Origin of the sequence: Streptomyces sp. Pv4-95, assembly GCF_045782725.1 — a bacterium.
In the GTDB taxonomy this organism is placed as follows: Bacteria; Actinomycetota; Actinomycetes; order Streptomycetales; family Streptomycetaceae; genus Streptomyces.
The window spans coordinates 3,567,017-3,589,241 of the sequence record NZ_CP127172.1 but is presented as its reverse complement, the minus strand read 5'-3'; the positions used below and the strand labels follow the sequence as shown (position 1 = coordinate 3,589,241).

Sequence of the window (22,225 nt, the reverse complement as noted above, 5' to 3'; positions counted from 1 at the left end):
GGCGGAGGCGTCCCCTCGCAGTCCACGGCGAGTTGTCAGGATCCGGCGCCGCCGCGGGCGATCGGGCTTGCGGAAGGGGTGCTTCCGCTTACCGTTGCGGGTCAGCGCCGGACTCTCACCGGACTTCCCCCGCGGGGCGCTGTCGTGCGTGTGCAGATGTACGGCGGAGGCGGGCCGCGGTCCGGGGACCGCGCGGCCCGCTCGCCGCCGGGCGTCCTACTTGAAGAAGGCGATGCCGTCGTCGGGCAGGTCCTTGAGGTCCTTGGCCCACTCGCTCGGGTCGACGACCTTCTTCAGGTGCGCGGACATGTACGGGCGCAGCGGCACCTCGGGCGTGGCCTTCTCGCCGACCCACATCAGGTCGCTGTTGACGTAGCCGTAGAGCCGCTTGCCACCGCTGTAAGGGCCGGAGGAGGCGGTGCGGGCGACGGCGTCCGTGGCCAGGTCGATCTGCGGCTTCTGGTCGGCCAGCTCGCCGTACCAGACCTCAGCCACGCCCTGGTCGCGGATCATCACGACCTCGACCTTGCGGTCGGCGTCGATGCGCCAGTAGCCACTCTCGGTCTCCAGCGGGCCGACCTTCTTGCCCTCGCCGTCGAGCACCCAGCTGTGCGAGGTGTATTCGATGAAGTCACGGCCGTCGTGCGTGAAGGTGACTTCCTGCCCGAAGTTGCACTTCTCGGTGCCGGGGAAGTCCGCGACGCCCGCGCCCTCCCAGTTGCCGAGGAGGAAGGCGAGCGGCACCAGGGCCGGGTTCAGGTCGGACGGGATCTCGATCATGAGCTCAGGCGATCTGTAGGAGAGGGGACAGCCGGGGCGCGCGGCGCTCCTGCTGAGGGCAGGGGGAGGGGCAGGTTCAGCGCTGGCCCTGGTACAGCTTCTTCCAGGTCAGGCCGGCGAAGGCGACGACGCCGACGGCGACCAGGACGAGCAGGGTGGTGAAGACTGCCTCAAGCACGAGCGCGCTCCTTGGACGGAGTGAGGTGTTACGGACCGCAGGCAAGTCTAGTCGGCGCCGGTGCGTCCGGCGCTGTGAGGTTCCCCGCCCGCCCCGCGGGGGCGCCGCGCGGGCGGGACGCGAGGCGCGGGGGACGTACGGGCGCGGGTCCCCGGCGGCGGTCGGCCGGGCTCTAGGCTGAGGCCATGGCGAACAAGCTCGTGATCAAGGTGACGGCGGGTGCGGACGCGCCCGAGCGGTGCTCGCAGGCGTTCACGGTGGCGGCGGTGGCGGTGGCCAGCGGCGTCGAGGTCTCCCTGTGGCTGACCGGAGAATCGGCGTGGTTCGGGCTGCCGGGGCGGGCGGCCGAATTCGAGCTGCCGCACGCCGCGCCGCTGCCGGAGCTGATCGACGGCATCATCGCGGGCGGCGGGGCGATCACGGTCTGCACGCAGTGCGCGGCCCGGCGCGGCATCGAGGAGAAGGACCTGATCGAGGGCGCGGGCATCGCCGGTGCCCAGGTCTTCGTCAGCGAGATCATGCCGGACGGCGTCCAGGCCCTGGTGTACTGACGCGGCGGGCGGGGTCGGACGCCACGTCCGGCCTCAGGGCCCTATTGCGGGTGCTTGTCGTCCTTGTCGTCCAGCTCGCGCCACCAGCGGTCGGACTCCGGGTCGCCGGACTCGTCCCACCAGCGCCAGCCGGGCTCCCGGCGGTTTCCGATGATCGCCGCGACCGGCGGGATGACCATCGCGACCACGCACATCCCCACCGCCGCGGGCACCGACCAGAGGCGCACGACGCTCCACGCCAGCACGAACAGCACGATGCAGACGCCCATCAGCAGGAAGTACCTGCGATGGCGGCGTTGCGCGGGCAGCAGGCGACGGGCGTGCATAGCTCCACGGTAAGACCGCGGCGGGTGGGAGAGAAGTCCGGACGCGCAGGCGCGCAGCACGGAGGGCCGCACCCCGGTCAGGTGTCCAAACCCCTGGGGTGCGGCCCTCCGGCCGTAAGGATCGCTGGCGATCCCGTCCTCCATGCCGTCAGACGGCGATGGCGACCTCCGCCAGGCCACCCTGCTGGGCGACGACGGTGCGGTCCGCGGTGCCGCCGGGGACCAGGGCGCGCAGCGTCCAGGTGCCCTCGGCCGCGTAGAAGCGGAACTGTCCGGTCGCCGAGGTGGGTACCTCGGCGGTGAACTCGCCGGTGCTGTCCAGCAGGCGGACGTAGCCGGTGACGGGCTCGCCGTCGCGGGTCACGTTGCCCTGGATGGTGGTCTCACCGGGCTTGATGGTCGAGGCGTCCGGGCCGCCTGCCTGTGCTCCACACATGGGGGTACTTCCTTGAGGGGTCGGGGAGGGAAGGTTGCTTACTTGTTCGCGCCGAGCTCGATCGGCACGCCGACGAGCGAGCCGTACTCGGTCCAGGAACCGTCGTAGTTCTTGACGTTGGTCTGGCCGAGCAGCTCGTGCAGCACGAACCAGGTGAGCGCGCTGCGCTCACCGATGCGGCAGTAGGCGATGGTGTCCTTCGCCAGGTCGACCGACTCGCCCTCGTAGAGCTCCTTGAGCTCGTCGTCGGACTTGAAGGTGCCGTCGTCGTTGGCGTTCTTCGACCAGGGGATGTTGCGGGCGCTGGGCACGTGGCCGGGGCGCTGCGACTGCTCCTGCGGGAGGTGCGCCGGCGCGAGCAGCTTGCCGCTGAACTCGTCGGGGGAGCGCACGTCGACGAGGTTCAGGTTGTCGATCGCGGCGACGACGTCGTCACGGAAGGCGCGGATGGCGGTGTTCTGGGCCTTCGCCTTGTAGTCGGTCTTCGCGCGGGTGGGCACCGCGTCGACCAGGTCGCGGGAGTCCAGCTCCCACTTCTTGCGGCCGCCGTCGAGCAGCTTGACGCTGCCGTGGCCGTAGAGCTTGAAGTACCAGTACGCGTAGGAAGCGAACCAGTTGTTGTTGCCGCCGTAGAGGACGACGGTGTCGTCGTTGGCGATGCCCTTCTCCGAGAGAAGCTTCTCGAAGCCCGCCTGGTCGACGAAGTCGCGGCGCACCGGGTCCTGGAGGTCCTGCTGCCAGTCGATGCGGATCGCGTTCTTGATGTGGTTCTTCTCGTACGCGGACGTGTCCTCGTCGACCTCGACGATGACGACCTTCGGGTCGTCGATGTGGGCCTCGACCCAGTCTGCGTCCACCAGGACGTCGGTACGGCTCATGTTCTTCTCCTCCGGGGCAGTTGCGGGGGGCAGTTGCAGAAGTGCACGCGGTGACGCCGGATGCGCGCGGCTGCTGACGGCGCGCGGCGCTGCGCGAGGGCATGCGGGAATCGGCCCGAGGGGCCGAAAAGGACGGGACGCGGGAAAAGGGGCCCGTCAGACAGGGCGACAGAGCATGGCGGCGACGCGGCACAGGTCCACTGCCCGCCGCTTCGTCAGGACCGCCTGTCCCCGCGGACGGAGACCGCTCAATGAGCTCTGCATGCCACCGATCGTAGGGAGGGACGGCGGGGCGTGTCACCGGCGTGTCATATGTCGAGATGTGATTGTCCGCGATGTGGGATGCGGATGCCGCCGGCGGTCGCACGGAGGAGCGAGCGGGCGGTGTTCCGGTGCGGACGTCTGGCGGACGGACTGCCCTGTCTCAGGGGGTGGACGTCGGCCGGAGGGGTGTCACGGACCGGAAGGTTCGGTACCGCCCGGCACGGGGCCGAACGGGGTGCGGGCGGGCCGGTGGGGCGGCCCGCCACGCGGTCGGCCGGTCAGCCGGAGAGCTCGACGTCCTTGCCCGAGGCGGCGATCGAGATGCCCTCGGCGGTCGTCACGACCTTCTCCAGCGTGAGATTGCCGGGCAGCTGCGCCAGCTTCCACTCGTGGTCGGTCTGCGAGCGCACCTTCGACTCACAGCCGGGGATCGTCCGGCACATCGCCGGGATCGAGTCGGCCCGCAGCCGCACCGTGTCGCCGCCGACGGTGGTGATCGAGCCGGTCACCTTCAGGGAGCTGAGGAGCGGGACGTTCGGCGAGATCGTGACCTGGCTGCGGCCGTTCTCCTGGCCGGCGTAGCTGATCTTCACGCCGCCGCCCGCGGCCTTCGTCAGGTCCGCGTAGCTGATCCGGGCGGTGCCGGTGGCCGAGGCGGCCCGCTCGACGGAGGAGTAGTCGCTGGTCAGCTGCACGTCGTGGAACCGGGCGCTGAGCTTGCTCACCCGCAGGGTGCGGCCCTGGGCGCTGGCCTCGACGCCGTCGAGGTCCGCGTCCACTTCCTGGAGGGACCGCCCGGCGACCTGGGTCAGGAACGGGAAGCCCTTGATGGAGATGCCCGGCGCCTTCGCCAGGCCCCCGCTGACGCGGATCTTGTCCGCGACCTTCTCCTCCGCGAGGCTCACCGCGACGCGGTCGCCGACCACGAACAGCGCCCCGAGTATGACGACGATGACCAGCAGCACCCGTAGTGCACGCATCGAACCACTTTCCCCACGCAAGGGCCGGACGCCCGGCCGTCTCCGCCATGCCCGCAGGCTCCCCGGCCTGCGCACCGGGGAGCCTAGACGACCGGGTCCGGCGGGCGCGCCCGTCGGCCGCGGGAGGGCGCGAGCGGCCCCCGAGGCGTGCCGGGTGCACTCGCCGGTCCGCGGCGCGGCTCAGGCCAGGGCGCGCCCCAGGACGTACACGGCCGGTGCCGCGAGGGCGAGGGGCAGGGCCACGCCCGCCGTCATGTGGACGAAGCGGGACGGGTAGTCGTAGCTGGCCACCCGCAGGCCGATCAGCGCACAGCCACCGGCCGCGAATCCCAGGAGCGCGCCCGCCGGGCCGAGGTCGGTCAGCCCCCCGGCCGCGACTCCGGCGCCGGCCGAGGCCACCAGGGCGACGGCCACGGAGACGTAGGGCGGCAGCGGCAGTGCGCGGGCGAGCGTCGCGACGCCCACCGCGACGGCGCCGACCACCACCGCGTGCGGCGCGGCGGCGAGCTGGCCCGAGGCGAGCACGGCGAGGGCGGTCGAGGCGAGCCCCGCGGTCAGTGCGTACATCCGCTCGTCCGCGCTGCTGCGGTTGCGCAGCTGGAGGACGAGGACGAACAGGCACCACACGCCGAGCGTGCCGACGGCCACGACGGGAGCGTCCCCGCGGTCGGTGGCCAGCAGCGCCACATCGGTGGTCAGGCCGGCCAGGAACGCCAGCGCGATGCCCTGCCGCGCGGGCCACATGCCGTTCAGCCGGAACCAGCCCGCCGCCGTGACGGCCTGCAGGAGGACCACCGGCACGAAGAGCGCCGGCTGTCCCAGTGGCGCGGCGAGCGCGAGCAGCAGGGCGAGCGCGGCGGTCAGGACGGCCGGCTTCCGCCCCGGCGGGATGATCGGCGAGCGGCCTTCGGCGCGGGCCCGCTGATGGGGCGCCAGGGGGGCCGCCGGGCGGGCGGCGGCCGCGCCCTGCGGGTGCGGCTTGGCCCGCTGGGGGTGCTGCCGGGCGTACGGCTCCTCGGTCGGCGGCGCGGTCTGGTGCTGGGTGGGCAGGTGGGTGGTCTCCGCGCCGGCTGCCGGGACCGGCGGCTGGGTGCCGGTCTCCCAGGTCGGGGCGTCCCAGGTCTGGGTCTGCGGGCCGTGCGGCTGCGGGGTCTGCGGGGTCTGCGGGGTGCCGTACCCGTCCCGGGCGGGCGGCTGCTGCGCGGCGGGGTCGTAGCCGTACTGGCCGGAGCCGTACTGGGCGTGGCGGCCGCCGGCCGCGGGCCACGGCGTCCGGGGCTGCTGCTGCGGCTGGTGCGGCTGCTGTGCCGGGTAGGGCTCGTGCGGCTGCCCCTGGACCGGCCCCTGCTGCTGCCCGTAAGGACGGCCGTACGACGTCTGCGGGTCGTAGGGAGCCTGCGGGTCGTACGGGGTCTGCGGGTCGTACGGGGTCTGCGGGGTGTTCTGGGCGTACGGGTCCGGGGCGGCGTAGGGCTCGTGGGAGCCCTGGCTCTCCGGGCGCGAGGAGGGCTCGTGCGGTTCGTACGGCTTGCGGTGGCGCGGCTGGTTGTCGCTCATGATCGTGGGCTCACCCTCCCGCGAACGGCGGCAGGACCTCGACGGTGCCGCCCTGGGCCAGCGACACCGCCCCGTGGTCGCGGGTGCCGACCGGGTCGCCGTCCACCAGGAACGAGCAGCGCATCAGGACACGCGCGAACTCCGGGTTCGCGGCATGCGCGGCGCGCGCCGCGTCGAGCGCCTCGGCGAGCGTCGCCGCCGCGTACGGCTCCTCTGCCGTGCCGGCGGCGGCTTTGGCCGCGGCCCAATAGCGCACGGTGCCAGTTGTTGTCACGGCGACCTCTTCATCGTGTCGGTCGTAGGGCGGGCCGTCGGTGTGGGCCGCCCCCGTCGTTGCCGCCTCCATGATGGCGTACGGCGCGGCCGGTCCGGTTCCGGGCAAGTTCCGGCAAAGGTCGCGGGCGGGGCGCAGGGGAAAGCGGATAATTCGATTGCCGAAGGCAAGCGTTCGCATAGGCTCGCTCCGTGTTGGTCCGACTCGCGAAGGCCCATCTGCGGCCGCATAGGCGCTCCATATCCCTGATCGTGGTGCTCCAGCTCATCCAGACGCTGGCCACCCTCTACCTGCCCACCCTCAACGCCGACATCATCGACAACGGTGTCGTCAAGGGGGACACGGGCTACATCCTCCGTCTCGGCGGCGCGATGACCGCCGTCACGCTGCTCCAGATCGTCTGCGCGATCGGCGCCGTCTACTTCGGCGCCCGGACCGCCATGGCCCTCGGCCGTGACATCCGCGCCGCCGTCTTCGACCGGGTGCAGTCGTTCTCCGCACGGGAGATGGGCACCTTCGGCGCACCGTCGCTGATCACCCGCACCACCAATGACGTCCAGCAGGTGCAGATGCTGGTGCTGATGACCTTCACGATGATGGTCTCCGCGCCGATCATGTGCGTCGGCGGTGTGGTCATGGCGCTCAACCAGGACGTGCCGCTGTCGGGCCTGCTCCTCGTCATCGTCCCGGTCCTCGGGATCCTCGTCTCACTGATCGTGCGCCGGATGCGCCCGCTCTTCCGCGGGGTGCAGGAGCGCATCGACACCGTCAACCGGGTGCTGCGGGAGCAGATCACGGGCATCCGCGTCATCCGCGCCTTCGTCCGCGACCGGTACGAACGCGAGCGGTTCGGCGCCGCCAACACCGACCTCTACGACGTCTCGCTGCGCGCGGGCCGGCTGATGTCGATGATGTTCCCGCTGGTCATGCTCATCGTGAACCTCTCCAGCGTGGCGGTGGTCTGGTTCGGCGGACTCCGCATCGACAGCGGCGACATGCAGGTCGGCGCGCTCACCGCCTTCCTCAGCTACCTGATGTACATCCTCATGTCGATCATGATGGCGACGTTCATGGTGATGATGCTGCCGCGCGCCGAGGTCTGCGCCGAACGCATCCAGGAGGTGCTGGCGACCGACAGCAGCGTCATTCCGGCGGAGCACCCCGTCACCGAACTGCGCCGGCACGGCGAACTGGAGCTGCGCGGCGTCGAGTTCCGCTTCCCGGGCGCCGAGGAGCCGGTGCTCAAGGACATCTCGCTGGTCGCCAGGCCCGGCGAGACCACCGCCGTCATCGGCTCGACCGGCAGCGGCAAGTCGACCCTCCTCGGCCTCGTCCCACGGCTGTTCGACGCGACCGGCGGCACGGTCCTGGTGGACGGCGAGGACGTCCGCACCCTCGACCAGGAGACCCTCGCCGACGCGATCGGCCTGGTCCCGCAGAAGCCGTACCTCTTCTCCGGGACCGTCGCGACGAACCTGCGCTACGGCAAGCCGGACGCCACCGACGAGGAGCTGTGGCACGCGCTGGAGACCGCGCAGGCGCGCGACTTCGTCGAGCGGATGGAGGGCGGCCTCGCCGCCTCGATCGCGCAGGGCGGCAGCAACGTCTCCGGAGGCCAGCGGCAGCGGCTGGCGATCGCGCGGGCGCTGGTGCGCCGGCCGGAGATCTACCTCTTCGACGACTCCTTCTCCGCGCTGGACTACGCGACGGACGCCGCGCTGCGGGCCGCGCTCTCCCGCGAGACCGGCCGGGCGACGGTGGTGATCGTCGCGCAGCGCGTCTCGACGATCCGCGGTGCCGACCGGATCGTCGTCCTGGACGAGGGCCGGGTCGTCGGCACCGGCACACACGCCGAGCTGATGGCGGACAACGAGACCTATCGGGAGATCGTGCTCTCCCAGCTCACCGAGCAGGAGGCGGCGTGACCACCGCGGACAAGGAAGCGGCCGGGCCGTCCGAGGCCCCGCCGGCGCCGGCGGCGCCCCGGCGCGGACCGGCTCCGGCGGCCGGGCCCGGCCGGATGATGGGCGGGCAGCCCATCGAGAAGTCGATGGACTTCAAGGGCTCGGGCAAGCGGCTGCTGCGCCAGATGCGGCCCGAGCGCGGCGTGATCTCGGTCGCGCTGGTGCTCGGCGTGCTGAGCGTGGCGCTGAGCGTGGTGGGGCCCAAGGTCCTCGGCCACGCCACCGACCTGATCATGGCGGGCCTCGTCGGCCGCGGGCTGCCCGACGGCCTCACGAAGGCCCAGGCCGCCGACCGGCTGCGGGCGCGCGGCGAGGACGGGCTCGCCGACATGCTCGGCACGATGCCGGTCGTGCCCGGCCAGGGCATCGACTTCGGCGCCGTCGGCGTGGTCCTGCTGTGGGTCGCCCTGATCTACGCGGGTGCCTCGCTCTTCGGATTCGTCCAGGCGCGGATCGCCACCCGCGTCGTCCAGCGCGCGGTCTTCCGGATGCGTGAGCAGGTCGAGGAGAAGCTGGCCCGGCTGCCGCTGAGCTACTTCGACAAGCAGCAGCGCGGCGAGGTGCTCTCCCGGGCGACCAACGACATCGACAACATCCAGCAGACGCTCCAGCAGACCCTCAGCCAGATCGTGGCCTCGCTGCTGACCATCGTCGGTGTGCTGGTGATGATGTTCTGGATCTCGCCGCTGCTCGCGCTGGTCGCCCTGATCACCGTCCCGGTATCGGTGGTCGTCGCCACCAAGGTCGGCAAGCGTGCCCAGCCGCAGTTCGTCCAGCAGTGGAAGACCACCGGCAAGCTCAACGCGCACATCGAGGAGATGTACACCGGCCACGCCCTGGTGAAGGTCTTCGGCCGCCAGCGGGAGTCCGCGGAGCTGTTCCGCGAGCAGAACGACGCCCTCTACGCCGCCGGCTTCAAGGCGCAGTTCATCTCCGGGATCATCCAGCCCGCGATGATGTTCATCGGCAACCTCAACTACGTCCTGGTCGCGGTCGTCGGCGGCCTCCGTGTCGCGTCGGGCAGCCTGTCCATCGGTGACGTCCAGGCGTTCATCCAGTACTCCCGGCAGTTCAGCCAGCCGCTCACCCAGGTCGCCTCGATGGCCAACCTCGTGCAGTCCGGCGTGGCCTCCGCCGAGCGGGTCTTCGAACTCCTCGACGCGGCCGAGCAGGACCCCGACGCCGAGCTGCCGGCCCGCCCCGAACACGTCACCGGACGCGTCGAGTTCAAGAACGTCTCCTTCCGGTACGACGAGGACAAGCCGCTCATCGAGGACCTGTCGCTGGCCGTCCACCCCGGCCAGACGGTCGCCATCGTCGGTCCCACCGGCGCCGGCAAGACCACGCTCGTCAACCTCCTCATGCGGTTCTACGAGGTGCGCGGCGGGCGGATCACCCTCGACGGCGTCGACATCGCCGAGATGTCACGCGAGGAGCTGCGCTCCCACATCGGCATGGTCCTCCAGGACACCTGGCTCTTCGGCGGCACCATCGCCGAGAACATCGCCTACGGCGCGCCCGCGGGCATCTCGCGCGACAAGATCGTCGAGGCGGCCAGGGCCACCCACGTCGACCGCTTCGTGCGCACCCTGCCCGACGGCTACGACAGCGTCATCGACGAGGAGGGCGGCAATGTCTCGGTCGGCGAGAAGCAGCTGATCACCATCGCCCGGGCGTTCCTCGCCGAGCCCGCCATCCTCGTCCTCGACGAGGCCACCAGCTCGGTCGACACCCGCACCGAGGTGCTGATCCAGCACGCCATGGCGCAACTGCGCACCGGCCGCACCAGTTTCGTCATCGCGCACCGCCTCTCCACCATCCGCGACGCCGACGTGATCCTGGTGATGGAGTCCGGCGCGATCGTCGAGCAGGGCACCCATGACGGCCTGCTGGCGGCCGGCGGCGCCTACGCCCGCCTGTACGCGGCGCAGTTCGCGGAGGCGATGGCGGAGACCGAGTGAGCGCCCGGCCCCGGGCCCGTGGTCCGGGGCCGGGCGCCGCGCCCGGGGCGGTCAGCCGTGCGCGGTGATCCACTCCCCGATCCGCTCCAGCAGCTCCGGCTCGGCCGCGTTCTCCGCGTGCCCGAAGCCGCGCTCCAGCCACAGCTCGCTGCTCGCGGGGTCGGCGGCGGCCATCAGCATGTGGGGGTGGTCCACGGGGAAGTACGGGTCGCGGTCGCCGTGGACGAGCAGCAGCGGGGTCGGCGCGATCAGCGGGACGGCCTCGGTGGGGGACAGCGGGACCGGGTCCCAGTCCTCGGGATGGATGCGGGTGCGCAGGCCGAGGCGGGAGACCAGGCGGCCGGTGGGCCGGGTGATGACCCAGTGGAGGCGGCGCATCGACGCGGTGCCGCGGTAGTACCAGCGGGCGGGGGAGCTCACCGCGACCACGACGTCGGTGTGCGCACCCGTGCGCCCCCCGCGCTCCCCCTGGCCGTGAATCGCCGCGTGCCGCAGCACGACCGAGCCGCCCATCGAGAAGCCGATGGTGGCGACCCGGCGGTACCCCAGGGACCGCGCCCAGCGGACCGCGGCGGCCAGATCGTGGACCTCCCGGTCGCCGACGGTGGAGTGCCCGCCGGAGCGGCCGTGCCCACGGAAGGAGAAGGTGACCACGCCGGCACGCTGGGTGAATGCGGCGGCCGCCCGGCGTAGCGCGGGGCGTTCCAGGGCGCCGCTGAAACCGTGCGCGAGGACCACCACCAGATCACCGGAAGGCGGCCCGCCGGGCGCCTCACGAGGGGTGTGAGCGGCCTCGATGCGAACGCCGTCCGACGTCAACAAAGACGCCCGATGACCACTCGAAGTGATCGACGAAACACAGGAACGTGCAAAATCGGCCTCGGCTCCGGAACCCATGTGAGCTATTCTGTCGGGCATGAAGGATCCGGGCAGCGTTGCCCCCGGGTCCTTTTGTGCTTTCAGCCCGGGTGATCCGCGGCTGGGAGAACCGTACGAAGCAGTGCCGCAGACTCCCCCGGCCAGTCCGGGTGGTGCCCCCGTCGCAGGGACCGAGGAGGAACCAGACGTCATGGGCGAGCGAAGCGAGCAGGACCGCGAGCAGCACAGGATGAAGCACGCCGAAAACCGGGTGGGTGGTCGGAAGTGAGTTCCCTCCTGCTGCTGACCAACGCACTCCAGCCTTCGACGGAGGTGCTCCCGGCGCTGGGCCTGCTCCTGCACAGTGTGCGGGTGGCTCCCGCCGAGGGACCGGCCCTGATCGACACCCCCGGGGCCGACGTCATACTGATCGACGGCCGTCGTGATCTGCCGCAGGTGCGCTCGCTGTGCCAGCTGCTGCGGTCCACCGGTCCGGGCTGTCCGCTGGTCCTGGTGGTGACGGAGGGCGGGCTCGCCGCGGTCACCGCGGACTGGGGCGTCGACGACGTCCTGCTGGACACCGCGGGGCCCGCCGAGGTCGAGGCACGGCTGCGGCTGGCCATGGGCCGCCAGCAGATCACCACCGACGACAGCCCGATGGAGATCCGCAACGGTGATCTGTCGGTGGACGAGGCGACCTACAGCGCGAAGCTCAAGGGCCGGGTCCTGGACCTGACCTTCAAGGAGTTCGAGCTGCTGAAGTATCTGGCCCAGCACCCCGGCCGCGTCTTCACCCGGGCCCAGCTCCTGCAGGAGGTCTGGGGCTACGACTACTTCGGCGGCACGCGCACCGTCGACGTGCACGTACGGCGGCTGCGCGCCAAGCTCGGCCCCGAGCACGAGTCGCTGATCGGCACGGTCCGCAACGTCGGCTACCGCTTCGTGACCCCGGAGAAGGTCGAGCGGGCGGCGGCGGAGGCCCAGGCGAAGGACAAGGCCGCGCAGGCCGCCAAAGCCGCCAATGCGGCCAAAGCCGCCGAGGCCGATGCGAGGGCCGGGAACGGCGCGGTGAAAGCCGTGGCATCGGGTGCCGAATCGGCCGGCGGACGGCCTGCCCAGCGGTAGGACCACCCGCGTAGACTGCCGCGCGTGGCCAAGGTGACGCGGGATGATGTGGCAAGACTGGCGGGTACGTCCACCGCCGTTGTCAGTTACGTCATCAACAACGGACCAAGGCCGGTCGCCCCGGCCACGCGCGAGCGGGTGCTCGCCGCCATCAAGGAGCTCGGCTACCGGCCGGACCGCGTCGCGCAGGCGATGGCGTCCCGCCGGACCGATCTCATAGGGCTCATCGTGCCGGACACCCGGCAGCCGTTCTTCGCGGAGATGGCGCACGCCGTCGAGCAGGCCGCCGCCGAGCGCGGAAAGATGGTGCTGGTCGGCAACGCCAACTATCTCGACGAGCGCGAGGTGCACTACCTGCGCGCGTTCCTCGGGATGCGGGTGTCCGGGCTGATCCTGATCAGCCAGGGCCCCAGCGAGCACGCCGCCGCCGAGATCGACGCCTGGGACGCCCGGGTGGTGCTGCTGCACCGCAGGCCGGACGCCATAGACGATGTCGCGGTCATGACCGACGACGTGTGGGGCGCTCAGCTGGCGACCCGGCACCTGCTGGAGCACGGCCACCCGTACGTCGCCTTCCTGGGCGGCACGGAAGAGACCCCGAAGTCCGGCGACCCGGTCACCGACCACGTCGAGGGCTGGCGGCGCGCCATGCAGGAGTCGGGCAAGTCGGTCGAGGGCCGCTACTTCCAGGCGCCGTACAACCGCTACGACGCCTACCAGGTCGCGCTGAAGCTGCTGGCGGGCCCGGACCGGCCGCCGGCCATCATGTGCGCGACGGACGACCAGGCGATCGGTGTGCTGCGGGCCGCCCGCGAGCTGCGGATCGACGTGCCGGAGGGGCTGGCGGTCGCCGGCTTCGACGATGTGAAGGAAGCGGGGCTGACCGACCCGCCGCTGACGACGGTCGCCTCGGACCGCGAGGCGATGGCGCGGGCCGCGGTCGACCTGGTACTGGACGACGGACTGCGGGTGGTGGGATCGCGCCGCGAGCGGCTGCGGCAGTTCCCGTCGCGGCTGGTGGTCCGGCGGTCCTGCGGCTGCCGGGACTGACGCGGCCGCCGCACGGCCCAGCCGCCCGCCCGGCGGGAAGGCGGCCGCGAACACCGGCGCTCCCGGCGTCTTTATACCGGGCATACCCACTTCTGTCGGGTCTCTCAGGGCACTCTCAGACCGTTCTCATGCACCGGTCGCACAGTCATAGCCATGACCGAGAGCTACCGCCGAAGCGGCGACGACATCCCCCAGGACCGGCCCTACGAGTACGGCCACGGCGCCCCACAGGACGCGCGGCGCGAGCGCGAGCGGGCCTTCCCCCCGCCGCCCCCGTTCGCGCCGTCCCGTCCCCTCGCCGCGGGTGACGGGGTCACGGTGTGGCCGGGCGAGGGCAGCGGCGCGAGTGCGGCGGGCGACGGCTCGGGGGCGCCGGGCGGGTACGCCGTCCACGGGGCGCCGGCCCCGTCCGCGGCCGGCGGGGGCCAGGGCGGCGACGGCGCGTACGCCGGGTTCGGTGCGGGCGGCCCGCAGGTCCCCGGGCCGCGGGAGCACCGCAGGGCCCGGCGCCCGATCGCCCTGATCGCGGCGGTGGCGCTCGCCTCCGGCCTCATCGGCGGGGGCAGCGCGGCACTGCTCGCGGGCGCCGGCGGGAGCACGGGGAGCAGCGCGAGCACCCCGGTCGTCAACGCCGGGCAGAGCAGCGGCAGCGGCGTCTCCGCGGTCGCCAAGGCGGTCAGCCCCGCCATCGTGGAGATCAACGCGCGGACGTCCGGTGGCCAGTCGACCGGCTCGGGTGTGGTGATCACCGGTGACGGCGAGATCATCACCAACAACCATGTGGTGTCCGGGGCGGACACGGTGTCCGTCACCTTCAGCGACGGCAGCAAGAAGACCGCCGAGGTCGTGGGGACCGACCCGGACAAGGACCTGGCGCTGATCAAGGTGCGGGGCGCCAAGGGCCTGACCAAGGCCACGCTCGGCGACTCCGGCAAGGTCGCGGTCGGCGACCCGGTCGTCGCCATCGGCTCGCCCGAGGGGCTCACCGGCTCGGTGACCAGCGGCATCGTCTCCGCGCTCAACCGGGACGTCACGGTCGCGAAGGACGAGGACCAGGGGCAGGGCCAGGGCGGCCAGGGCGGCGGAGGCGGCTGGCCGTTCGAGTTCGGCGGGAACCAGTACAACGGCGACACCGGCTCGTCGAAGACCTCCTACAAGGCGATCCAGACCGATGCCTCGCTCAACCCGGGCAACTCCGGTGGCGCGCTCATAAACATGCAGGGCCAGATCGTCGGCATCAACTCGGCCATGTATTCGCCGAGTTCGGCGACGAGCAGCACGGCGGGCAGTGTCGGTCTCGGCTTCGCCATCCCGATCAACACCGTCAAGGCCGACCTCGACGCCCTGCGCGGCGGCGGCAGCGGCAGCAGCGGCGTCTGACGCCGCACCCCTTCACCGAGTACGTCCTAGGAGGCCGACATGGCCCACAAGATCACTGTCCCGGTCCACCGTGCCCGACGGGCGCTGGCCTCGGCCATCGCCTGGGGCGCGGGCGGCGAACGCCGCAGCGCGCAGCTGCACTCCGTGCGGCACCGGTCCGGCCGCACCGGCCCGGCGGACCTGGACCTCGCACTCGCCTCGGTGCTCGCCTCTGCCGTCGAGGACGCCGCACGCGTGGCGGCGGTGCCCGCGGCGGACAGCCGCCCCGAGGAGATCGCCGCCGAGCGGCGCACCCGCCGCGGACGGACCGCGGCGACCCGGCGCAGGGCAGCGGCCGGGCGGTGACCGCAGGACCCCGCGTCGACCGCCGCGCCCCGCTCGGCACCGTGCAAGGCTGAAGGACGAGTCCGACAGTCGTCAGCCGTCCGTCATCCCACTCCCGAGGTAGTCACGCACATGAGTTCCGCCGAGCACGGTGACCAGCCCGCCCGCATCCTCATCGTCGACGACGAGCCCGCGGTCCGCGAGGCACTGCAACGCTCGCTCGCCTTCGAGGGCTACGGGACGGAGCAGGCCGTCGACGGCCTGGACGCGGTCGAGAAGGTCGCCGCCTACGACCCCGAGCTGATCGTGCTGGACGTGCTGATGCCGCGGATGGACGGGCTGACGGCCGCCCGCAGGCTGCGGGCGAGCGGCGTGACCGTACCGATCCTGATGCTGACCGCGCGGGACACCGTCGGGGACCGCGTCACCGGCCTGGACGCCGGTGCCGACGACTACCTCGTCAAGCCCTTCGAACTCGATGAACTGCTCGCCAGAATCCGGGCGTTGCTGCGGCGCAGCTCCTACGCGGCGGCGGCCGGCGCGCCCCCCGAGGAGGGCGAGGTGCTGGCCTTCGCCGATCTGCGGATGGACCTGGCGACCCGCGAGGTGACCCGGGGCACGCGGCCGGTGGAGCTGACCCGTACCGAGTTCACGCTGCTGGAGATGTTCCTCGCCCATCCGCGCCAGGTCCTCACCCGGGAGCAGATCCTCAAGGCCGTGTGGGGCTTCGACTTCGAGCCCACCTCCAACTCCCTGGACGTGTACGTGATGTATCTGCGCCGCAAGACCGAGGCGGGCGGCGAGGCCCGGCTGGTGCACACCGTGCGCGGCGTCGGCTACGTCCTGCGTGTGGACGGCGGTGCCGAGTGACCGGCCTGGACCGCTACCGCAGACTGCCGCTGCGCTCGCGCCTGGCGATGCTCACCGCCGTCGCGGTGGCCATCGCCGTCGCCGCCTCGGCCGCCGCCTGCTGGCTGATCACCCGCGACCGGCTCACCGAGCAGCTCGACACCACGCTGCGGACCGTGGACGTGCAGTCCGGCTACGTGCAGGCGCTGACCGCCGCGTGCTCCGGCACCGCGCCCGACGGCATGCGTTTCCAGCCCACTCCGTACACCGTCCAGCTGGTGTCGGTCGAGGGCGAGGTCTGCACCTCGCCCGAGAAGTCGCCGATTCCCGCACAGCGGTCGGACGTTGCGGTCGCCGAGCGGCATCTGCCCAGCTCGGTGCACACCACCAAGGCCAGGAACGGCGAGGAGATGCGGGTCTCGACCGTGCCCCACCGCGGCCCGGTCACCGACGCCCGCGGCAACCGTCTCGCGGTGTCCGTCGCCGCCCCCATGGACCAGGTGACCGATCCGCTCAACCAGCTCGCGCTGGTGCTGCTGATCGTGACCGGCGTCGGTGTGCTGGGCGCGGCGACGGCGGGCCTGTGGGTCGCCCGCGCGGGCCTGAAACCCGTCGACCGGCTCACCGAGGCGGTGGAACACGTCGCCAGGACCGAGGACTTGGCCGTCCGCATCCCGGCGGAAGGCGACGACGAGATCGCCCGGCTCTCCCGCTCCTTCAACTCCATGACCGCCGCGCTGGCCGCCTCCCGCGACCTCCAGCAGCAGCTGATCGCCGACGCCGGACACGAACTGCGGACCCCGCTGACGTCGCTGCGCACCAACATCGACCTGCTGGTCCGCAGCGAGCGCTCCGGCCGCCAGATCCCGGCCGCGGACAAGGAGGCACTGCTGTCCTCGGTGAAGGCGCAGATGGGCGAGCTGGCGGCGCTGATCGGCGACCTCCAGGAGCTGTCCCGGACCCCGGAGGCGGGCCCCGGCAGCGCGGGCGCCGTCCGGGTCGTCGCCCTGCACGAGATCGTCGGCGCGGCCCTGGAGCGTGCCCGGCTGCGCGGCCCCACGCTCACCGTCACCGCGGACCTCGACCCCTGGTTCGTACGGGCCGAGCCCGCCGCCCTGGAGCGCGCGGTGGTCAACCTGCTCGACAACGCCGTGAAGTTCAGCCCCGCCGGCGAAACCGTCCAGGTCCGCCTCGCATCCGGCGAACTCACCGTCCGCGACCACGGCCCCGGCATCCCCCGGGACGAGCTGCCGCACGTCTTCGAGCGCTTCTGGCGCTCACCCTCCGCCCGCAGCATGCCCGGCAGCGGCCTGGGCCTGTCGATCGTGGCCCGCACGGCGGAACAGGCCGGCGGCGGCGTCCGCCTGCGCCCCGCCGAGGGCGGCGGCACCGAAGCGGTACTGACCCTGCCCGGCGCCGCAACCCCACCACCGGAACTGCCGACGGGGGAGGGGCCCGTCGAGGAGTAGAGGGGGCATGCCGAACACCGCTGCCGCTGTGGCCGGCTGTGCCGTGGGGGCGCGTCGCCGCCGATCCGGGCCGCGCACCCGGGCCTTTCCGGGGCCGGGTGCGCGGCCCGTTGGTTGTCAGCGGGGGAAGTTCGACCCCAGTGCCGCGCCCGACTCCGGGCCGCCGAGGGCGCCGGGGCCGTAGGAGACCGCGCCGGTGGTGGTCAGACCGGACGGGGAGCCCAGCAGGGACCAGGCGGCGCCGGTGTCCTTGAGGGTGGCGCCGTCCTCGCCGGGGGCGCCGGTGGTCAGGTCGGCCTTGCCGTCGCCGTTGGTGTCCAGGAGGGCGAGCGCCTCGCCGTGCCGGTCACCGGCCTCGGCGACGCCCGGCACACCCGGAGTGTCCTGCGTGAACGCCTGGGCTCCGGTGCCGGACAGGCCGCCCTTGCCGCCCTTGAGGAGCACGGTGCTGCCGGCGTCCTTCAGCGCCCGGCCCGAGGAGTTGGTGAGGTCCTCGAAGGGGATGCCGACGGCCACGTCCGCGTAGCCGTCGCCGTTGACGTCGCCGGCGCTGAGGGTGTAGCCGAACTGGTCGCCCTCCTCACCCACGCCGGGGACACCGGCACTGTCCTGGGTGAGCGTCGTGGTGCGCGCGCCGGGGCCGCTTGCCGCGCCGTACAGGACCTTGACGGTGCCCTTGTCGTACGGCTGGTCCTCGACGACGCCGTTGGGTACGGGGCGGAAGATCAGGTCGCCGTAGCCGTCGTTGTCGACGTCGCCGACGGTGCCGGCCGCGGCGTCGGGCAGGGCGGTGGACGTGCTGCTCAGGCCCTCCCCGGTGCCCCGCCACAGCTGGCTGCGCTCGGACATCTCCTCGAAGGCGTGGAAGCTGACCAGGTCGTCCTTGCCGTCACCGGTCACGTCGCCGGCCACCAGGTCGACGGAGCCGAAGGTGCGTCCGGTGTTGATGGTCCCGGTCGAGGCCGGCCGGCCGTCGCGGGTGAACGGGCCGTAGGCGACGTGCAGTTGCGGCTCCTCGCCGTCCTTGGCGTCGGAGACCAGGTCGGTGTGGCCGTCTCCGTTGAAGTCGCCGGCGGTGACGTTGCGGCCGATGCCGGGCAGCGTCGACGCGCCGCCCTTGCCGTCGGTCGATCCCCAGAGCACGGTCACCTCGGAGGCGTAGCCGGTGTCTATGGCGAGGTCGTCGCAGCCGTCGCCGTCCAGGTCGCGCGCGACGGTGCGGTAACCGAAGGCGCCGTCCTCGGTGGGCTCCCCGGGGACGCCCGCGGTGGCCTGGCTGATCACCTGGTGCTTCGCGGTGTCGGCTCCCTTGGCGGAGCCGTGGACGACGGTGATGTAGCCGGCGCCCGGCTTGCCGGCGACGGTGCCGTGCGGCGCGGTGGCAACGATGTCAGCGTAGCCGTCGTTGTTGAAGTCGGCGGTCGCGGCGGTGGCGCCCGCCGAGTCGCCGTCAGCCGCGGTGGCGAGGGGGCCGCTGACCGCGAGCGGGGTGGCCAGCAGAGCAGCCACCGCGATGCGGCGCGCGGTGGTGGAACGGGAGCGGTGACGCACAGGTCCTCCTGGGGCCGATGATGGCGTGTGCGCGTACGCCGCGTGCGCGCCGTCGCGCACCCACGGTGAAGCACCCGCGCACGCCGGTTAGGACGCGGAGCACCGGCCCGCGGTTCTGCCGTTCACCACCCCGTTACCCCGCCACGCCCCCGCCGCACACCGCCAGTTCACCCGGTTCCGTCGTCGCGCGTGCCGTCATCCCGCCCCGGGAGGCAAGCCCCCGCCGGCTTGGCCGCAGCTACTTCTTCGCGGCGTCCCCGAAGGGCAGGTCCGTGCCCGACAGGTCGGCGCGGATGCCGTCCCGCTCGACGCTGATGTTGCGCAGCCGTACGTCGCCGGGCGTCTTGGGCAGCTGGAAGGAGAGCGACAGCTGGTCGGCGAGCTGCGGCTTGGTCAGCGCGGTCAGTCCGCCGAGCACCTTCGGGTCGATGCCGACCTTCTCCAGCAGCCACGGGTGGTCGGCCACCACATCGACGAGGTTGACCTTCATCAGCTTGCCGATGAAGCGCGGCGACCCGGTCAGCTGGTGCAGCTTCTCCTCGCTCTGCAGCGCCTCCTGGATGTACGGCCGGGGGATGCCGATCCGGTCCGCGATCGCGGGGACGGAGAGCATCGCCTTCACCTTGGCCGCCTGGCGGCTGACCTCGGCGGCGGCCTTGCGGGTCAGCCGCAGGCCCTCTTCCTTGCCGGTGCCGGGGCGGTAGACGGCGACGTCACCGAGGTCCAGGCGCATCCGGCTGATGTCGGTGGAGATGCCGCGGTCGCCCGCGCGCTGGATGCGGGCCTCGGCCCGTACCCGCAATTCGTGCCCGGCGATCGGCAGCCGGCCGACCGCGCGCACCGCGTTCGGGCCCATTTCGCTGAATTTGACCTGGGAGGCGCCCAGTTCACGATTCATGTCGTCGAAGGCGAGCAGCACGCTGCCGTGCATTCTGCCGATCGTGGCGCCCTTGATGGAGCTGGGCAGATCGCCGTTGATGCGGACGTCGTTGGCGCTCGCCTCGAATTTCGCCAGGGAGACCCGGTCGGCCGCCAGGTCGGGAATGGCCACGTCGACCTGGTCGAGGCGCTTTCCGAAGACCTGGGTGAGGAACGGGAAACCCTTGATATCGACTTCCGGAGTCGCCGTGAGGTGCAGCGAATCCTTCAGCTTTTCCTCGGCCTTGTTCTGCGCGTACAACAAGGCGAAACGGTCAGAAACCGTCAGAAAGGCCGTGCATGCCAGGGCCGCGACGAGCAGCTTCGCGGCGAACGGCACGGCGGCGAAGCGGCTGACGCCGCGCTTCCTGCGCCGGTGGTTGGGCGGTGTCCAGTCCTCGCCCTCCTCGTCCGAGCGCAGCCCCAGGCCCAGCGGGTCGTCGCTGTCGTCGCGCTCGTTGAGGTAGCCGCGTGTCGGCTCGGGGTCCGCGAGGGCGGCCAGGTCCGCATAAGGATTGACGGTTTCGATCTCTCTGGTGTCGCCGCGCGGGTCGTCCTGCGGTGCCGGCGCGGGCGATTCGGAATGCTGCCCGGCGGTCGGCGAGGACGACGATGAGGGTATGCGTGTGGGGGTTCGCATCCGCTTATCCCACCATGCGCGGGGCCCTTGAACGCAAGTCTTACCGGAAGTAAGTGAGGTACGCGAAGGTTGTCCGGCCGACTTGGGGAAAGTTGCCCGATCCGCTTGGCGAAAAAGCGCCGGGTGGTCGGGCCGCCTGAACTGTCGTCACCCTGCTCGGCGCAATGAACAACGTGGTGACACCAGCAATCCTGCCGGATGAACAAAAGCCGGTGAAATGGCTCTCCGTCACGGAATGTGCCCGGACTGTCGCACAGCGGAATTTCGTCGTTGTGCCGCGCCGAGCACTCCCATGATCGTGATACCCGGAGTGATCGGCAATACCCGCGGAAGCGGCCGCGGCCTTGCCGGTCTTCTTCTCGCCGGCCGCCGCCGGAAAACCCGTTGATCTTTCCGCGCCGCCCGTCCTACCGTCCGCGCATGCTGCCTCGCGTGGACACGGACGAAGAGTGGGACGCGGTCGTCCCCGACGAACAGGTGATGCGGCCGGGCGCCGAGGCGCTCTGCGGGCGCCTCGGCCTGGCCGGCGCCCCACTGGTCCGCTACCCCGCCGGCTCCCAGCCCGTCTACGCCGTGGGGGACCGCTACGTCCTCAAGCTCTTCCCGGCCGCCGCCGCGGACGACGGCCTCGCCGAGGCCCGTGTCCTCTCGCACGTCCAGGGCCGCCTGCCGGTCCCCACCCCGTACGTCCACGACGCGGGGGAGTACGACAACGGCTGGCGCTATGTGCTGATGTCCCGGCTGCGCGGCACCGACCTGGCCGTGACCTGGCCCCGGATTCCCACCGCCGAGCAGGACCGCATCGCCACCGAGGCAGGGGAGACCCTCGCCGAGCTGCACTCCCTGGACCCGGCCCCGCTCGCGGACGTCCTGGGCCCCGGCGACTGGGCCGCCTTCCTCGACGCGCAGCGCTCCTCGGCCGTCGCCCGGCAGTCCGCCCGCGGCCTCGCCGAACCCTGGCTCGAACAGATCCCGGGCTTCCTCAACTCCGTCGCGCTGCCCCCGGAACCCGCGGGAACCCTGCTGCACACCGAGTTCATGCGGCAGCATCTGACCGTCGATGAGTCCGACGACTGGCGGCTGACCGGGCTCCTCGACTTCGAGCCCGCCATGATCGGCCACCGCGGCTATGACTTCGTGGCCGTCGGCCTCTATGTCTCCCGTGGCGATCCCCGGCTGCTCGCCCGGGTCCTGCGCGCCTACGGCGAGACCTTCGACCCCCGCGAACTCCTCGCCTTCACCCTGCTGCACGTCTGCGGCAACCTCCCCCGGTATCTCCGGGAGCTGCCCGCCCCGCCGGAGCCCACGCTGGAGTCCCTGGCGCAGGCGTGGTTCGGGACGGACTGACGTCCGGCCCCGCCGTGGCGGCCCGCCGGGCTGGGCGACCGAGCGCGGGACCGGAAGCGGCGTCGGCTCAGAAGTCGACGCGGGCGCGGTCGTCCACGCGGGCCACCGACTCCTGCGCGAAGCGCTCGGCGTACGCCGCCCGGATCAGTTCGATCTTCGGGTCGTTCGGGCGGGCCCGGGACGCGGGATAGAAGAGCGTCAGCTCGTAGGACCGCTCCCGCTCGATGGTGCCGTGCGCGTCGCGGTACTGGCCATATCCCTCCTGGACGGTCAGCCCGCCGGGGAATCTCGGGGTGACGACCCGGTCGACGAAGGTGCGGAACTGCCGGTCGGTGACCGCCGGGCCGCCGTCCGGGCGGGCGGTGCCGAAGAACAGGCTGGTCTCGACATACGGGCTGCCGTGCGCGAGCTGCGGCGGCCGGTCGGCGGGGGAGTGCGCGGGGGCGGCGGGGGCCGCGGCGCCGAGCAGGGCGGTGGACACCGCCAGGACGGCGAGGCGCAGCAGTGCCGGAGGCTTCGGGAGCAAGGGCTTTCCTCTCGTGGTGACTTCGGCTGGGTAACGACG

Annotated in this window: 22 protein-coding genes and 1 riboswitch; of the genes, 10 read left to right on the top strand and 12 right to left on the bottom strand. The window is 72.1% G+C overall.

Going from position 1 to position 22,225, the window contains the following annotated elements; translation table 11 throughout:
- Positions 1-55: 55 nt before the first annotated feature.
- A riboswitch (cobalamin riboswitch) is annotated at positions 56-130 on the bottom strand.
- An 86-nt stretch (positions 131-216) separates the two neighbouring features.
- Positions 217-780, bottom strand: a complete 564-nt coding sequence (locus QOM21_RS15720; protein WP_393894858.1) for an FABP family protein — start codon at positions 778-780, stop codon at positions 217-219.
- 363 nt (positions 781-1,143) lie between these two features.
- On the opposite strand from QOM21_RS15720, the gene QOM21_RS15715 reads away from it, so the two are divergent.
- Positions 1,144-1,509: a DsrE family protein gene (locus QOM21_RS15715; protein WP_407550664.1), complete on the top strand. Its 366-nt coding sequence runs from the start codon at positions 1,144-1,146 to the stop codon at positions 1,507-1,509.
- A gap of 41 nt (positions 1,510-1,550) precedes the next feature.
- Here the strand turns inward: QOM21_RS15715 and QOM21_RS15710 are convergent, their stop codons facing one another.
- The 7 genes from QOM21_RS15710 to QOM21_RS15680 all read right to left on the bottom strand — a co-directional run bounded on the left by QOM21_RS15710 (position 1,551) and on the right by QOM21_RS15680 (position 6,206).
- Complete coding sequence (locus QOM21_RS15710; RefSeq protein WP_407550662.1) at positions 1,551-1,835, bottom strand: DUF3099 domain-containing protein; 285 nt, start codon at positions 1,833-1,835, stop codon at positions 1,551-1,553.
- 148 nt (positions 1,836-1,983) lie between these two features.
- The gene (locus QOM21_RS15705) at positions 1,984-2,271 is read right to left on the bottom strand and encodes a DUF1416 domain-containing protein (RefSeq protein WP_398559687.1); all 288 of its coding nucleotides are present in this window, start codon (positions 2,269-2,271) and stop codon (positions 1,984-1,986) included.
- 38 nt (positions 2,272-2,309) lie between these two features.
- Entirely contained in the window at positions 2,310-3,149 is an 840-nt protein-coding gene (locus tag QOM21_RS15700) for a sulfurtransferase (protein WP_407550660.1), read from the bottom strand.
- A gap of 156 nt (positions 3,150-3,305) precedes the next feature.
- Positions 3,306-3,413, bottom strand: a complete 108-nt coding sequence (locus tag QOM21_RS15695) for an Ms5788A family Cys-rich leader peptide (RefSeq protein ID WP_371873992.1) — start codon at positions 3,411-3,413, stop codon at positions 3,306-3,308.
- A gap of 278 nt (positions 3,414-3,691) precedes the next feature.
- Positions 3,692-4,393, bottom strand: a complete 702-nt coding sequence (locus QOM21_RS15690; RefSeq protein WP_407550658.1) for a DUF2993 domain-containing protein — start codon at positions 4,391-4,393, stop codon at positions 3,692-3,694.
- Positions 4,394-4,573: 180 nt separating this feature from the next.
- On the bottom strand, positions 4,574-5,950 hold the full coding sequence (locus QOM21_RS15685) for a hypothetical protein (RefSeq protein WP_407550656.1): 1,377 nt from the start codon (positions 5,948-5,950) through the stop codon (positions 4,574-4,576).
- A gap of 10 nt (positions 5,951-5,960) precedes the next feature.
- The gene (locus QOM21_RS15680) at positions 5,961-6,206 is read right to left on the bottom strand and encodes a MoaD/ThiS family protein (RefSeq protein WP_407555691.1); all 246 of its coding nucleotides are present in this window, start codon (positions 6,204-6,206) and stop codon (positions 5,961-5,963) included.
- A 209-nt stretch (positions 6,207-6,415) separates the two neighbouring features.
- Between QOM21_RS15680 and QOM21_RS15675 the strand changes: the two genes are divergently transcribed.
- Together QOM21_RS15675 and QOM21_RS15670 are read left to right on the top strand one after the other, a co-directional pair.
- Positions 6,416-8,149 (top strand): ABC transporter ATP-binding protein, encoded by a 1,734-nt coding sequence (locus QOM21_RS15675; RefSeq protein ID WP_407550654.1) that lies wholly within the window; start codon positions 6,416-6,418, stop codon positions 8,147-8,149.
- Entirely contained in the window at positions 8,146-10,149 is a 2,004-nt protein-coding gene (locus QOM21_RS15670; protein WP_407550652.1) for an ABC transporter ATP-binding protein, read from the top strand. The genes QOM21_RS15675 and QOM21_RS15670 overlap by 4 nt, the downstream gene beginning before the upstream one ends.
- A 51-nt stretch (positions 10,150-10,200) precedes the next feature.
- Here the strand turns inward: QOM21_RS15670 and QOM21_RS15665 are convergent, their stop codons facing one another.
- Complete coding sequence (locus tag QOM21_RS15665) at positions 10,201-11,046, bottom strand: alpha/beta hydrolase family protein (protein WP_407550650.1); 846 nt, start codon at positions 11,044-11,046, stop codon at positions 10,201-10,203.
- A 246-nt stretch (positions 11,047-11,292) separates the two neighbouring features.
- On the opposite strand from QOM21_RS15665, the gene QOM21_RS15660 reads away from it, so the two are divergent.
- The 6 genes from QOM21_RS15660 (at position 11,293) to QOM21_RS15635 (ending at position 17,204) form a co-directional block, all read left to right on the top strand.
- Entirely contained in the window at positions 11,293-12,132 is an 840-nt protein-coding gene (locus tag QOM21_RS15660; protein ID WP_407550648.1) for a response regulator transcription factor, read from the top strand.
- Positions 12,133-12,156: 24 nt separating this feature from the next.
- On the top strand, positions 12,157-13,182 hold the full coding sequence (locus QOM21_RS15655) for a LacI family DNA-binding transcriptional regulator (RefSeq protein ID WP_407550646.1): 1,026 nt from the start codon (positions 12,157-12,159) through the stop codon (positions 13,180-13,182).
- 153 nt (positions 13,183-13,335) lie between these two features.
- Positions 13,336-14,562, top strand: a complete 1,227-nt coding sequence (locus tag QOM21_RS15650; protein ID WP_407550645.1) for a S1C family serine protease — start codon at positions 13,336-13,338, stop codon at positions 14,560-14,562.
- 39 nt (positions 14,563-14,601) lie between these two features.
- On the top strand, positions 14,602-14,907 hold the full coding sequence (locus QOM21_RS15645; RefSeq protein WP_407550643.1) for a hypothetical protein: 306 nt from the start codon (positions 14,602-14,604) through the stop codon (positions 14,905-14,907).
- Positions 14,908-15,018: 111 nt separating this feature from the next.
- Complete coding sequence (locus QOM21_RS15640) at positions 15,019-15,756, top strand: response regulator transcription factor (RefSeq protein ID WP_407550641.1); 738 nt, start codon at positions 15,019-15,021, stop codon at positions 15,754-15,756.
- A gap of 47 nt (positions 15,757-15,803) precedes the next feature.
- Positions 15,804-17,204, top strand: coding sequence for a sensor histidine kinase (locus tag QOM21_RS15635; RefSeq protein WP_407555690.1), 1,401 nt, complete (start codon positions 15,804-15,806; stop codon positions 17,202-17,204).
- Positions 17,205-17,321: 117 nt separating this feature from the next.
- Here the strand turns inward: QOM21_RS15635 and QOM21_RS15630 are convergent, their stop codons facing one another.
- Both QOM21_RS15630 and QOM21_RS15625 read right to left on the bottom strand, forming a co-directional pair.
- Entirely contained in the window at positions 17,322-18,755 is a 1,434-nt protein-coding gene (locus tag QOM21_RS15630; protein WP_407550639.1) for an FG-GAP-like repeat-containing protein, read from the bottom strand.
- Positions 18,756-18,993: 238 nt separating this feature from the next.
- Positions 18,994-20,313, bottom strand: coding sequence for a DUF2993 domain-containing protein (locus QOM21_RS15625; RefSeq protein ID WP_407550637.1), 1,320 nt, complete (start codon positions 20,311-20,313; stop codon positions 18,994-18,996).
- A gap of 420 nt (positions 20,314-20,733) precedes the next feature.
- On the opposite strand from QOM21_RS15625, the gene QOM21_RS15620 reads away from it, so the two are divergent.
- Positions 20,734-21,660 (top strand): phosphotransferase family protein, encoded by a 927-nt coding sequence (locus QOM21_RS15620; protein ID WP_407550635.1) that lies wholly within the window; start codon positions 20,734-20,736, stop codon positions 21,658-21,660.
- A gap of 67 nt (positions 21,661-21,727) precedes the next feature.
- Here the strand turns inward: QOM21_RS15620 and QOM21_RS15615 are convergent, their stop codons facing one another.
- Positions 21,728-22,186 carry a DUF3574 domain-containing protein gene (locus QOM21_RS15615; RefSeq protein ID WP_407550633.1) on the bottom strand — a complete coding sequence of 153 codons (459 nt, stop codon included), beginning with the start codon at positions 22,184-22,186 and terminating at the stop codon, positions 21,728-21,730.
- Between the last annotated feature and the right edge of the window lie 39 nt (positions 22,187-22,225).

Coding starts and splice junctions, on each gene's coding strand:
- QOM21_RS15690 (WP_407550658.1), bottom strand. CDS start 4,393: ATGCGTGCACTACGGGTGCTGCTGGTCATCGTCGTCATACTCGGGGCG.
- QOM21_RS15700 (WP_407550660.1), bottom strand. CDS start 3,149: ATGAGCCGTACCGACGTCCTGGTGGACGCAGACTGGGTCGAGGCCCAC.
- QOM21_RS15705 (WP_398559687.1), bottom strand. CDS start 2,271: ATGTGTGGAGCACAGGCAGGCGGCCCGGACGCCTCGACCATCAAGCCC.
- QOM21_RS15635 (WP_407555690.1), top strand. CDS start 15,804: ATGCTCACCGCCGTCGCGGTGGCCATCGCCGTCGCCGCCTCGGCCGCC.
- QOM21_RS15625 (WP_407550637.1), bottom strand. CDS start 20,313: ATGCGAACCCCCACACGCATACCCTCATCGTCGTCCTCGCCGACCGCC.
- QOM21_RS15685 (WP_407550656.1), bottom strand. CDS start 5,950: ATGAGCGACAACCAGCCGCGCCACCGCAAGCCGTACGAACCGCACGAG.
- QOM21_RS15620 (WP_407550635.1), top strand. CDS start 20,734: ATGCTGCCTCGCGTGGACACGGACGAAGAGTGGGACGCGGTCGTCCCC.
- QOM21_RS15715 (WP_407550664.1), top strand. CDS start 1,144: ATGGCGAACAAGCTCGTGATCAAGGTGACGGCGGGTGCGGACGCGCCC.
- QOM21_RS15695 (WP_371873992.1), bottom strand. CDS start 3,413: ATGCAGAGCTCATTGAGCGGTCTCCGTCCGCGGGGACAGGCGGTCCTG.
- QOM21_RS15640 (WP_407550641.1), top strand. CDS start 15,019: ATGAGTTCCGCCGAGCACGGTGACCAGCCCGCCCGCATCCTCATCGTC.
- QOM21_RS15650 (WP_407550645.1), top strand. CDS start 13,336: ATGACCGAGAGCTACCGCCGAAGCGGCGACGACATCCCCCAGGACCGG.
- QOM21_RS15710 (WP_407550662.1), bottom strand. CDS start 1,835: ATGCACGCCCGTCGCCTGCTGCCCGCGCAACGCCGCCATCGCAGGTAC.
- QOM21_RS15665 (WP_407550650.1), bottom strand. CDS start 11,046: ATGGGTTCCGGAGCCGAGGCCGATTTTGCACGTTCCTGTGTTTCGTCG.
- QOM21_RS15645 (WP_407550643.1), top strand. CDS start 14,602: ATGGCCCACAAGATCACTGTCCCGGTCCACCGTGCCCGACGGGCGCTG.
- QOM21_RS15720 (WP_393894858.1), bottom strand. CDS start 780: ATGATCGAGATCCCGTCCGACCTGAACCCGGCCCTGGTGCCGCTCGCC.